This is a genomic window from Flavobacterium sp. GNP010 (genome assembly GCF_056428945.1).
Genome location: NZ_JBWJVK010000052.1, coordinates 1 through 12,290 on the forward strand (window position 1 = coordinate 1; position 12,290 = coordinate 12,290).

At 33.4% G+C, this 12,290-nt stretch carries 10 protein-coding genes; all 10 read right to left on the reverse strand.

The features are described 5' to 3' along the window. Positions 1-47: 47 nt before the first annotated feature. Positions 48-323 carry a hypothetical protein gene (locus AC061C_RS14355; RefSeq protein ID WP_478291745.1) on the reverse strand — a complete coding sequence of 92 codons (276 nt, stop codon included), beginning with the start codon at positions 321-323 and terminating at the stop codon, positions 48-50. A gap of 77 nt (positions 324-400) precedes the next feature. Then, positions 401-1,681, reverse strand: a complete 1,281-nt coding sequence (locus AC061C_RS14360; RefSeq protein WP_478291746.1) for a phospholipase D-like domain-containing protein — start codon at positions 1,679-1,681, stop codon at positions 401-403. 120 nt (positions 1,682-1,801) lie between these two features. Beyond that, positions 1,802-2,563: a hypothetical protein gene (locus AC061C_RS14365; protein ID WP_478291747.1), complete on the reverse strand. Its 762-nt coding sequence runs from the start codon at positions 2,561-2,563 to the stop codon at positions 1,802-1,804. A 133-nt stretch (positions 2,564-2,696) separates the two neighbouring features. Continuing rightward, positions 2,697-3,185 carry a hypothetical protein gene (locus AC061C_RS14370; RefSeq protein ID WP_478291748.1) on the reverse strand — a complete coding sequence of 163 codons (489 nt, stop codon included), beginning with the start codon at positions 3,183-3,185 and terminating at the stop codon, positions 2,697-2,699. A gap of 42 nt (positions 3,186-3,227) precedes the next feature. Further along, positions 3,228-3,815, reverse strand: coding sequence for a DUF6642 family protein (locus AC061C_RS14375; RefSeq protein WP_478291749.1), 588 nt, complete (start codon positions 3,813-3,815; stop codon positions 3,228-3,230). A 5-nt stretch (positions 3,816-3,820) separates the two neighbouring features. Next, positions 3,821-5,116 (reverse strand): restriction endonuclease subunit S, encoded by a 1,296-nt coding sequence (locus AC061C_RS14380; RefSeq protein WP_478291750.1) that lies wholly within the window; start codon positions 5,114-5,116, stop codon positions 3,821-3,823. Beyond that, the gene (locus AC061C_RS14385) at positions 5,109-6,734 is read right to left on the reverse strand and encodes an HsdM family class I SAM-dependent methyltransferase (RefSeq protein ID WP_478291751.1); all 1,626 of its coding nucleotides are present in this window, start codon (positions 6,732-6,734) and stop codon (positions 5,109-5,111) included. The genes AC061C_RS14380 and AC061C_RS14385 overlap by 8 nt, the downstream gene beginning before the upstream one ends. A gap of 61 nt (positions 6,735-6,795) precedes the next feature. Continuing rightward, positions 6,796-7,833: a virulence RhuM family protein gene (locus AC061C_RS14390; RefSeq protein ID WP_478291752.1), complete on the reverse strand. Its 1,038-nt coding sequence runs from the start codon at positions 7,831-7,833 to the stop codon at positions 6,796-6,798. Continuing rightward, positions 7,805-10,882, reverse strand: coding sequence for a type I restriction endonuclease subunit R (locus AC061C_RS14395; RefSeq protein WP_478291753.1), 3,078 nt, complete (start codon positions 10,880-10,882; stop codon positions 7,805-7,807). Before AC061C_RS14395 ends, AC061C_RS14390 begins: the two co-directional genes overlap by 29 nt. A gap of 370 nt (positions 10,883-11,252) precedes the next feature. Further along, a complete protein-coding gene (locus AC061C_RS14400; RefSeq protein ID WP_478291754.1) occupies positions 11,253-11,978 on the reverse strand; it encodes a hypothetical protein in 726 nt (241 codons plus the stop codon). Positions 11,979-12,290 lie beyond the last annotated feature (312 nt).

Sequence of the window (12,290 nt, forward strand, 5' to 3'; positions counted from 1 at the left end):
ATTTTTATATTAAATTAGAGATACATTCATCAACAAAACCTAACTATTCAATCCCTCAACTCCATCATAATCTCTTCAATATCCCATTCAGAAGTGACAATGCCATTGTTGACACTTTGCATCTTACAACCCAAACCATCAAAAAAATAATGGAATGCTATATAACCATTTACTTTCAAAACACCATCTTGGATCTCTTTTGTCTTTTTGAAACGCCATGATCTCTTAAGTGCTGTCGAATGAAACAGTAAAAATTCAGGATAAACACCGGTTTTTTCAAAAACAATAAAACCTCCTTTTTGTATTGTTAGCTTAATATCCATTGATATTATAAATTATTTTCATATTTCTCTCCGTACTCAGCTATCATTTGCGTCCTAATAACAATACTCATGAACGATTAATTACCTTCAATAATTCCTATTTCTTCCTTGAAAACTGCCTTTTCAGTTTTATTTAAAATTTCTTTTGTAATAGCTATGTAATCAGAAATTAGCAATTGAATATCATCAAATTTTACTGGCTTCAAATGGAAATAGAGCCTTGATTCATATTCTTGGTACATATATTTTTCATATTTGTAATTATAATTAAAATCCATCTCTACTAAAACATTTTCAATAGCTTTAAAATCAACCCTGTCCATTTCAATTTTAATTTTAAATTCATTATCAATCAAAACATCAGCAAAAGAGAGTAATTCGTTACTAAATAAATATAAAGACTTTACCTTACAATTTGAATCAGGGAACTCATGTTTAAAGCTTTTATAAATTTTATTAATGTCTTCCCGATTAAAGTTTTGTTTTATTTCTGATAGCTTTCCGATCCCAGTTTTATTTCCAGTTTTTTCCAAAATAGTATTACACATAAAAACATAATCATAAATTAATTTTTGATTATCCGTAACTTCTTGAGGAATAAAAATATATGATGTATAATAGGTTTTATTCATTATTATTTTCCTCTCATATCTGTAATTATTGTACTGAAAATCAATGTTTTCTATGATTTCAACAATTTTATCGTAACCTTTTTGTTTAAAATTAAATCGGATTTCAAGACCTTCTCTAAACATGACATCTCCAAATGGGAATAATTTAGAACAATAGACATAGGTAGCGTCATTATTTATTCTTACATGTTCATGTCTATTACAAAAAGTATCGTAGATTTTTTGAATATTAAATTCTTTCATTACTTCTGGAGTAATACTTATTACGGCCTCTTTTTTCTCAATAGATTTTATTTCCTCACGAAACTCTTTCTTAAATGGCTTTGTAACTATTAAATATTGATTGATAAAGGTTAATAATTGATTTCTTTCTTCTTCTGTCTCAGTGCTGTATCCAAAATCAATTGAATTGTCATCTGAATATTGAATTAAATTTTGAGAGGAGGCAATTGCATAAGTATCATTTAGATAAATTTTAGCATGTAAATCTTTAACTAAAAACAGATTAACTTTAAAAGATTTAATAGTTTCTAAATTTTGAGTTGCATTTTCTCTTGCAAAGATTGTTATGTTAACTCCTCTGTTTATAGCTCTTTGTAAACATTTTTTAAACTTTGCCCAATTATCAATACTAATGTAAGGCGATACCAAAATTAATTCTGTTTTTGCATTGTCTATCAAAGTCATAATCCTTGTAGCAATCTCCATTGGAGGTATAAAAATCATAAAATGTATTCTGTTTAATTTATAAAATTTGTCTTTACTACGGTATTAACTCACTTCCTAAACCGTGTGATTTCCTCTGCAATTATACCTAACTCTTCCTCAACTCCTCCTGTAGAAATTTTATCGTTCTTCAATTTTCCAGCCATTTTTCTTTACTTCATTTATGTTGGTCAAACTTTCTTCGAAAGTGAAAATATTCTTTAAATTAGCATCTTTATTTATTTGTCTATGTATTAAAAATGATGTTTCATTGTTATTTCTTTTTTCTTCAAGTGAAAGAATAATTATATCTATACAGGCTGTACGATTATAACTCAAATTGTCTTTAAGTGAATGTGCCTCAAATGAACTAGAAAATTTTTGAAAAACACTCTTTAATGTTCCTGCGTCTGTGTTTTTTAGTAATAAAATAAATGCCCCATTCTGGTTTTCATTCAATAGTTTTAAAATATCTTTTGAAATACTTTTTATTGAAGCATTTGCTTTTTTAAATTCTATGTTTAAAAAACGATTGTACTTATTATCTGAATCTCTTTTAAAAACACACATATCTATTGATGCTGATCTACCAGTATCATCTAAAATTGGTATATCTTCATTAGTTTTCCCAAAGCGATACTTTTTTTCCGTTGGAGTTTCAACTGAGTAAAATAAATCTTTGTCTGTATCTTTTAAAAACTGTTCAACAAATAAAAATCTAAGTTCTTGTTCTGAAATTCTAGTATATTTTAGAAGTTCTTCTTCAGTAAAAATTTTACCATCTTTTTTAGATGGAAATATATTTGGGAAAATTATTCGTTCATTTGAACTTCCGCCTTTTCTCTCATAATCCATTTCAGTTAAACGAATTAAAACATCTTTGCAAATTTGTAAAATATCCATTGCTAACTTCTTTTATATTCAATATTCCCCTCCACAACCATCCCTAACTTTTCCTTACATCCCCCGCACTTACCTGACGATTCATCAACATAGGTAACAACCTGCCTCTTCGCATTTTCGAATTCAAATCGATCTAAATATCATCAAAAAAATCATTGGGATTAAATGGTATATCATCATCCGGATCTTTATCATGAGCATTGACACCGGGCGGATTGAACAATCCCCAACTGTCTTTGATATAATCCCATACATCAAAACCCGCCACCCAGTCAATAAACAATAACCTGAATTCATCAATCGTATTTCTTAATAATTCGATATAATCTTTGTCAGTAATGTCTTTTTCAAAACGTAAACTTCCTGCCTGTACATACAATTCTCTAGCGGCTTTACGAATAAGTGTAGCGTTTTCCATTTTTAAATCATACAAACCAACCCCTGCAGCCCCAGCAATTTTGGCTGGAATCAGGAACGCATTGTCCATCATAAATCGCACCGTCGTTTCCTGCAAAAACTCGTTTTCTTTAGGTACAATTTCTAATAATCCCATGGTGATTTTTAGGATTTGCTCTGCCTTTTGGTACAAAGGCATTTGCTGTAATTCATCGCGTTTTGACATCTCGTAAATTATATCCGTATTTTAAAAATCATTCCCCAATCACTAATAAACTCTAGGTAATTTGTATATTTTAAACTTTAACTGGTCACACAACTCACCGTAGAAATTTAACATCTTATCATTTAAAGCGCTTATACTTTTATATTGCTGGCAGATTTCAAAATATAAAACATCAAAAACAGTACTTGATATAAAATCAATGTCTTTTTGATAACCAGAGATAGCGAGAGCGTTCGTTTTTTCTAGAAAGTGATAAATGGAATCTTCGTGTGCTTTTAAAGTACTACAACTTCCAAAATGTATTATTTTATCGTGTAATCTTCCTTCAAAGACATCAGCCAATTCCTCTAAAGAAATCTCTTCGTTTTTTGAAATTTCAATTCCACCTTTAAAACCGTGAAACGCTAAATAGATAATTTGATACTTGCCATATTTAGTTTTATTACCCAGTAATTGTTCTAGTCTCGCATAAAATTCAACTTTGGTGGCACAGGTTTTATATACACTCTCTATATTGGCATTCAGTTGTAGCAATTCTAAAGCAGGTAAAATGGAACTTTTTTGTTTTAAATTCTCATTCCAATCGCCTTCTAAACAAAAAATATGTTTCTCGTAGTGTTTTGCTTTCATGGCATTTAGTTCTTTTTGACTTCATAAAGTTCTCTCTCTTCCGCAACCATTCCCAACTCTTCCGCAACATCACCCACACGTACCTGACCATTCATCAACATAGGCAACAACCAATCCCGAAGCGAAGCGAGTTCTTGGTTTTCTTCTTCCAATTTTACTTTTTTTTCTAAAATAGGTTTTATTATTTCATCCAATTTATGGATTAAATTTGAATGTGGAATTGTAATTCTACTTTGTTTTAAATGATCTTGTGTAATATGCCCCATAGTAGTTTTACGCAATTCGGCTTGCATTTTAAAATGTTGCAAATAATTTAGAAGTTCAAAATAATAATAGCTTTTGGGGAAATCTTTTGAAGTAATTTTAAAAATATGTTGATTTAATGCTCCTGTTCCACCAGTCCATATTTTAACATCTAAAGTTGCTGACCAAGAAAATAATATATCTCCATTATGTATTATCACTTTTTCAGGAATATTTGTACTTACAAACTCTGAATTTTCAGTAAAACCAGTTCCCATTTCACGGATTTTAATTACCCTATATGAATGTTCGTTTTCCTTTGGTCGAAACTTTTGACAAGCTAAACCATTCACAAAATTTGCAATATCCAATAGCGTTTTCACTTCCCACTCCACAGGAATCTCTCTCTTCAACTCTTCATTCCAAACCATTTTACCACCAGAAGTTTTATAGGGTTTCTCGTTGGCATCAGGAAAATCAAACTGCACAAACCAATAGTCATACAGCGTTTTTGCCATCGCTTCCAGCTCGGTATTGATGCGGTTGTTGATTTCTATTTTGGCATCTAAATCTGAAAGGATTTTTGCGATTTCCTTTTGGATTTGTATGCCATTTGGTAATCTGATTTCAAACTCTTTTATATCATTTGAATTTAAATTTTTCCGTACACCCGATGATAAACTTCGAAGATTTTGATATTGGGTTTTTAAGAAATAATAAACATATTCATAATCAGCTTTTTGATTGTCAATAACAATATTGCAACAAGCCTGATTGGTTGTCATTTCATTTTTTAAAATTGAAACATTTCCCCTAGTTCTTCCTTCTCCGTACATCGCTATGGACAAAGTGTTTTTGGGAAATATTTTTATAGACGTTTCATCAATAGCATTTTGTGATATTTTCTCCGATGTCTCGTAAATTTCATGTTCACCAAGCTGTTCTGTCTTAAGCCAATAAATAGTTCCGTTTTCCCAATAGCGAGGATTACTTCTTAAAGGTGTAATTCCACTTCCTATAGTTTTTGAAATATTTTTTAACTTTATTATATTAAACATATCTCAAACTCTTCAAATTATTCTGAATTTCCATTTCCAAAGTTTTGCTTTCGCTGAAAAGCGCACTCAAATTGGTTTCAAAAGTCTTCATTTTATCCTCAAATTCCTTTGGCAAAATGTCGGTATATTCAATTTTCACTTCAAAATATTGTCCGGCACTCAACGAGTAGTTTTTGGCTTTGATATCGTCATAGGAAACCACCACCGAGAAATCTTCTTTGGCTTCGTGCTGGTTAAACGTATCAATGATATAATCTTCTTCTTGTGGGGATAAGAGTGTCTTTTGGTTTTTGCCTTCTTTTACGGTTGTTCCCAGTTTAGAAGCATCCATCAGGACAATATCGCCTTTAGTGTTTGTTTTGTCAAGGAACAAAATAGAAACGTTCGTTCCTGTCGTGGCAAAAATATTACTCGGCATACTTACCACACCGCGCAACATTTTGTGTTCCACCATTTGCTCGCGTATTTTGCGTTCAATTCCGCTTTGTGCCGTGATAAATCCTGTGGGTACTACAATGGCCGCTTTACCTTTGGCGGTAAGCGAATACATAATGTGTTGTACAAACAGAGGATAAATAGCCATGCTGTCTTTCTTGGCTTTTGGAATATTTGGCATTCCTGCAAAAAAGCGTTCGTGGTTTTCCTTGCTGTCCAAATCCGCAACATAATCAGAGAAATCCAATTTAAACGGAGGATTACTCACAATGTAATCAAACTGTTGCAAGCGTCCGTTTTTGTCTTTATGGTACGGTTCAAGGATCGTATTTCCTTTTACAATATTCGGTATCGAGTGTACGAGATCGTTCAGGATTAAATTCAGTCGCAATAGGTTCGAAGACTTTTGTGAAATATCCTGAGAATACACGGTGCATTTCGTTTCACCAATCTGGTGTGCTAAATTCATCAACAAGGTTCCGGATCCCGCACTTGGATCGTAACACGTTACATTGCTTACTTCGCCATCCACTAAACAACGCGCCATGATTTTGGCTACGGCATGCGGTGTGAAATATTCGGCATATTTTCCGCCGCTATTGGTGTTGTAATCACTGATTAAATATTCGAAAATAGTGGCATAAAAATCAAACTTTTCGTGAAAGATATTCTCAAAACTAAAATTAATCAGCTTGTTGATAATGGCTTTGCAAAAATCATCACGCTTGTCTGTTACATATTTACTTATGTTTTCGAACAAGACAATTTTCTCGCCACCTTCGGTCAATACCGAGAATAAATCGCTGTTTTCTTTCGCAATATCCAGTAAGGTATTGTCAAATATATCCGAAAAGTTGGCTTCGTTTTGTCTTTCAAACAAACTGGATATAAAATGTTTGGGATGCAAACGGGCGGTACTTTCGCTCATTTGCATCATCAGCATTTCGTAATCGTTGTCATTGTAATCTCTTAGAACCGCTTCCCAATTGTCGGCCTTGGCTATTTTGTCATCGAGTTGTTTTACTTCGTGAACAAATTTGTCATTCAGGAATTTATATAAAAATACTTGGGTGATAATCTTGAATTCGTTTCCGTCATTTCCCAAACCGTAATTGGCACAAACGCTTTTTAAATCGTCTATGAGGTTTTTGGTTTGCTTTTCAAACTGTATTGTAGTGGTCATTTTATTTTGTCTTTGCGAGGAACGAAGCAATCACATTAAATTGCTCTTTATCTACTTGTTATTATTTTTTCATTTTTTTGATATCGGCTTCAATTTCTTTTAAGCTTTGTTCGATTTCAATTGTTTTTTGTTTTTCTTTAAACTTTTCAAATTCCCCGGATGATTTATCCAAAGCCATTTGATGACTTATTTTCCCGGCATGTGTCAGTAATTCTCTTCCGTTGAGTTGCAGAATGCTATCTAATCTGGCGGTCCAATCTTTCATGTACATGGGGGTTTGCTGTAGCGCCATCGTTTCGGCAAATGCCAAATATTGTTCTACCAATAAACCAAGCATTTTCATTTCATCTTCATTGAGATAGTTTTTAGCAACGCTAACTTCAGTTTTTGCAATTGATTTGGCTTCCTTTTTATCATAGGAGTGCATGCCTAAAAGTGGTAAGGTTGCATCCACTCTTCGATAAACTAATTCAGCAGCTGTATTTTGAGATATGGCCCAAAGTAGTTTGTTCTGAACAATTTTGAAAAACGCAACTGTCTTTTCGTCTTTGGAATCATAATCAATACTTGTGGTATAAATGTCTTTTATTTTTTGGTAGAAGAATTTTTCGGATATGCGTATCTCACGTATGCGTTGTTGCAATTCGTTGAAATAATTCATAGACGAACCCGATTTGAAACGATCGTCATTCAAGGCAAAACCTTTCACTATGTATTCTTTTAAGCGTTGGGTCGCCCAAATACGAAATTGAGTTCCTTGTAATGATTTTACACGATAACCAACGGATATAATAACATCCAGATTGTAATGTTTGACGCTGTTCTCTTGTGTTTTTCCTTCAATAGCACCATGTAAAGTGGTTAGTCGGAAATCCCGACACACCACTTTTTCGTCTAATTCCCCTTCTTTAAAAACATTCGCAATATGCTCGGTAATCGTACTTCTGCCTTTACCAAAAAGCATAGCGATTTGAGCCTGAGTTAACCAAACAGTTTCTTCTTCAAGCCGAACATCAATTTTGATATTGCCATCCAGATTTTGATATATAAGTATTTCTCCGGTGTTCATATTAGTAGGCTGTTCGTCCATAAAACTCATTCATGTATTCTTTTACGATCATTCCATTAATACGTTTGGTTGTAGTAGCATCAAGTGGAATCTGCTGTTTATTTTTGAATTGGTCAATCACCAATCGCATCATCATTCGTTCTACAAAACTCTCGTTTTCGAGCATTTTAGAATTTTGAATGATTTGTGCATCGACTTCCTTTTTCAGTCCTTGTAACGCTTCAAACAATTTACTTTCACTATCCGTCAAAGGATCTTTCTCCATAAGGCGTTTGTGTAAACGGGCGTATTTTTCGTCATTATCGTACTTGGCTCTAAGCAGTTGGTTTTTTCGTTCCAATTCTTTTGCTTTTGCATAAATCTTCTCCAGGGCTGCGATGTTGCTTTCCATTTCGTCTTTGGTGACTTCATTCAAATTTTTCTTTTTGAACAAGCGTTCGAGTTCTTCTTTCAGCGAAATAAATTCAGGTGCTTTCTGGTCAAAATTTCCACCTAAGGCTTCTCTAGTTTTTTGGAGGATATTTTTGAGTTGGTCTGCCAACACCATTTCTTCCTCCTTGACTTTGACAAAAGCAAAAATAACATCTTCTAAGGCAATGTTCAAAAGGTTTGAGGTATCAATATTACTTTCTAAGGCTTCTTTTGCATTAATCAGCGCCAAACGATTATTAGCATCCCGAGATAGAACCGTCAGCTTATGAAAATCGAGTTTTTCTAACAGTTCATAATTTCCAGAGAGTCGAATCAGGTTATACAAACTCTTGGCATTGCTCAACACACGGGTAATTTTCAGTATTTCGCTTCTATCATTGATTTGTGTTATTTGTTGAGAGAAAACCTCGGCATTCATCGTATCAAAATGAAACAACACCTCCTTTATTTCCTTTATCTCCGCATTTATTTCCTCTTGTGATTTGAAGATATTGGAGTAATGCTCCATCTCGTCTCCCAATTCTGATTGCAATTCGTTGAAATAATCCTGATTGGTTTTATCGAATTCTTTTTGGATATCAGCAAAATCAACGACATAACCGTATCTAAAATCTTTGTAGGTTCTATTGACACGGGTTAAGGTTTGCAATAAATTGTGCGCTTTAATCACGCGGCCAATATATAATTTCTTTAAGCGTGGCGCATCAAAACCGGTAAGCAACATATTATAGACAAACAAAAAGTCAATATGACCGTCTTTGAATGCTTCCACTTGATCCTTTCGGTCTTGTTTCGTTCCAATGTCGTGCAGGATTACCGCAGCTGTAGTTACTTTAGTTTCGGCTTTCTTTTTGTCTCCATAACTTTCTGAAGGCTCTGCAGCCATAGCCAGATCAATGGTGTTTATTCTTTTTTGAGCATACTTCGATTCAAATATTTCAAAAAGCATTTTTGCCTGATCAGAAGAGTCACAAACTACCAAACCACCAATGGTATTGTCGTTCATAGAAATTCTGGCCTTTTCGAAATCCTGAACAATATAATCGAGCATCGGTTCGACAAACTTAGCATGTGCATAGACAATTTTCTTATCACCATTACCTTTTAGAATTTCAATTTCTTCCAAGGCTTGTTTTAGGGTAAGTTTGTAATTGGTTTCAATCTCCTCTCTAATTAAACGCAGAGTATATCCATCGGCAATAGATGAGTTGTAATAGTATTTATGAATGTATCCCCCAAATAATGCTTTTGAGTTGTAGTCAGTTCCTAACAAAGGTGTTCCTGTTAATCCAATTTTGATGGCATTGGAATCCGATTCGTTCAGGTTGGCCAAGAAACTTCCTTTTGGATTGTAGCTTCGATGTACTTCATCTAAGAAATACACCCTTTGTATGTTGAGTTGATAATCGGTATTACGAACCACATCAGGATCATCCTGAAATTTTTGAATGTTAACTACAGTAATCTCTGCTTTTCCCGAATTATTATGAATAACACTGGTTGATTTAATATCCTTTGCAAATTCTTCTCTTGAATTCACATTATGAACAACCAATCCTCTGCTTTTAAATTCTTTACCCGCTTGAATTAGTAGATCCAATCGATCGACAATAAAATAGAATTTTGGGATGATCTTTTTACTTTGAAAATAATCAGTTAGGTATTTAACGTTGTAATAGGCGAGTGCTGTTTTTCCACTTCCTTGTGTATGCCAAATAATACCTTTTTTAACGCCTTCTTCCAGTTTAGCTTCAATAGCTTTGGTGGCAAAAAGTTGAGGGTAGCGCATGATGTGCTTTTGCAAGCCTTTACTTCCTTTGACATAAGCAATGGAATATTGCAACATAAATTGTAAACGTTCCTTTTGGAATAAAGAAGTACAAATTCTATTGGTAGCTGAGTTTGGATTTTTATTCGTTAGAAATTCTGGGGAGTTTTTAATTCCCACTAAATTAGTATCCTTCAAAATGACATTTTCTACAGTTTCATCAAATTCAGATAATATTGTTTTCAGATCAAATTTATCTTCCTCTCTAAAATAGTTGAATGATGGTTTTTGATAGGATGCTGTAGCATAAAAAGCTCCTTCAATGGGCATTGGCGAATTATTGTCATACTCCATATTGTTGGAAAATACCATCAGTTGGGTGATATTGACAAACTTCCTGAATTTCTTATTCTCAAAACGAGTTTGAATACGTTTGTGTTCCGCTAAAATCCCATCTTGGTTATTCGGTTTTTTTACTTCAATAAATACCAAAGGCATTCCATTAATCAATAAAGTAATATCTGGTCTGAACTCTTCATCGTCTTTTTTGCAAGTCAATTCAGTTACCACATTGAATGTGTTGTTTTCGAAGTTTTCAAAATCAATTAATCGAATTCCGGAGCGTTCTGTAATTCTTTCGTAAAACGCCTTCCCTAAATCTTCATTGTCTAGCAATAAAGAAACTTCATCCAATAATCGTTTTGCATCAGACTGCTCAATTCCTGGATTTATTTTAGAAATACTGTCTATAAAAACAGTGGTGAAAATATTTGTACTTTCATCCCATACGGCATTTTTCAATGAAATATAAGTATATCCTAAACGGGTTAAATGGAGTAAGCTGGGTATTTTTACTCTGGAATCTTCGTTGAATGTCATTAAGAGGTTGATTTTAATTTAAAACCTAAATATTCGATTGCTAAAGTATCGAATAATTAATTAAGATGAATGAGGAAAGTCGTAAAAGGATTACTTATTTTTAGTAAAGTTGATATCTTTTGATTTATTTTGATTGTATTTGTGTAAATAAACGATGTTTTATAAGATTTCACTAGACCCAATTTTAGTGATATTTACCTTGCCTGTCCTCCCCTATTTTATTATCCAATGTGCGCAAATTAAATGTTTATTACCTTGTACAGTTTATTCTTTAATGGATTTTCTGCATTTGCCGTTTGTTTTATTTGGATTACGCACTTGGTGCACCCCTCAGCACGTTGTACTTGTTTAACGCTTGTTATACCTATATTTAATTTTGTTGAAATAAGAACTCGTGCGTATCAATAACCGCTGCTCTTCCCATCTGCACTAAATTGCCTGTTTTTTTCAAAAATATTCCGAGTGTTTTCTCATTGTAAATCAATTTCATGTCCGATGAATAGTCGGTCACCAAATACATATCCCCTTCTAATTTAAAAAAAGGAATCTCCGATTTTCCTTTCGCTTTTATGCCTTTGTTAACGACTACACCATTCGTTAACGCATCCTTTAGTGCTGCCTCGTTTTTTTCTTTTGAAGCTACTTTAGCATAGGCTACCATCATATTCATCCATTCGTTATTGTCAATCAAGTACCATTCTACCTTATTGAAGTCAATTCCTTGATCGCTGATCCAACCGTAGCTGGTAAAAGCCATTAATACCAGCTTTTTACCATCAAGTTTTGGATTATCGGATGGACTGAATTCTTGTATTTTAAAAGAAATCACAGAGGTTGCTGACATATCTTTTGTTTTTTTACCATTAAAATCCAATGTTTTTAATGAAAAGCTATTTAATTCGGGATGATTCGCCAAAATGTATTGGGTGGCGGTCAATTCTGCTCTTTCTTTCATGTCCTCTATGGAAGCAATCCCTGCTCCTATGGCTAACAGACCACCAGCCACCGCTGCTATACCGGCACCACTATTTTGCGCTTGTGATTGTTTTGGTACTAATGACAGGATAATAATTAAAGCAATAGTCAATTTTTTCATTTGATAGTGAGATTTAGATTAATATTATGCTGTCAAATCTATACTATAAAATATCGTTTAACTTACGGTTTTCCACATTTTGAGGAAATAATTATTTAATTCCAGACCATTTAGATTAACTAGCAACCCTTATAAATGATACAAATGCATTAATTCTTGCGGATGGTTGGATAAAAATGGTTCCCTCGAATCCGCTCGGGATGGCAATGTGGGTCAGCGTTTGTAATTTGAATTGCTATTACAACTGATGCGGTTGCAATACTTACAATTAAAACGAACAATATCTTTTGAAACGACTGGTTCAAAATAAAA

What these genes read in the sequence shown, in the direction of transcription:
- AC061C_RS14355 (WP_478291745.1), bottom strand. Translation starts at nt 323, where the DNA reads ATGGATATTAAGCTAACAATACAAAAAGGAGGTTTTATTGTTTTTGAA.
- AC061C_RS14360 (WP_478291746.1), bottom strand. Translation starts at nt 1,681, where the DNA reads ATGATTTTTATACCTCCAATGGAGATTGCTACAAGGATTATGACTTTG.
- AC061C_RS14365 (WP_478291747.1), bottom strand. Translation starts at nt 2,563, where the DNA reads ATGGATATTTTACAAATTTGCAAAGATGTTTTAATTCGTTTAACTGAA.
- AC061C_RS14370 (WP_478291748.1), bottom strand. Translation starts at nt 3,185, where the DNA reads ATGTCAAAACGCGATGAATTACAGCAAATGCCTTTGTACCAAAAGGCA.
- AC061C_RS14375 (WP_478291749.1), bottom strand. Translation starts at nt 3,815, where the DNA reads ATGAAAGCAAAACACTACGAGAAACATATTTTTTGTTTAGAAGGCGAT.
- AC061C_RS14380 (WP_478291750.1), bottom strand. Translation starts at nt 5,116, where the DNA reads ATGTTTAATATAATAAAGTTAAAAAATATTTCAAAAACTATAGGAAGT.
- AC061C_RS14385 (WP_478291751.1), bottom strand. Translation starts at nt 6,734, where the DNA reads ATGACCACTACAATACAGTTTGAAAAGCAAACCAAAAACCTCATAGAC.
- AC061C_RS14390 (WP_478291752.1), bottom strand. Translation starts at nt 7,833, where the DNA reads ATGAGTTTTATGGACGAACAGCCTACTAATATGAACACCGGAGAAATA.
- AC061C_RS14395 (WP_478291753.1), bottom strand. Translation starts at nt 10,882, where the DNA reads ATGACATTCAACGAAGATTCCAGAGTAAAAATACCCAGCTTACTCCAT.
- AC061C_RS14400 (WP_478291754.1), bottom strand. Translation starts at nt 11,978, where the DNA reads ATGAAAAAATTGACTATTGCTTTAATTATTATCCTGTCATTAGTACCA.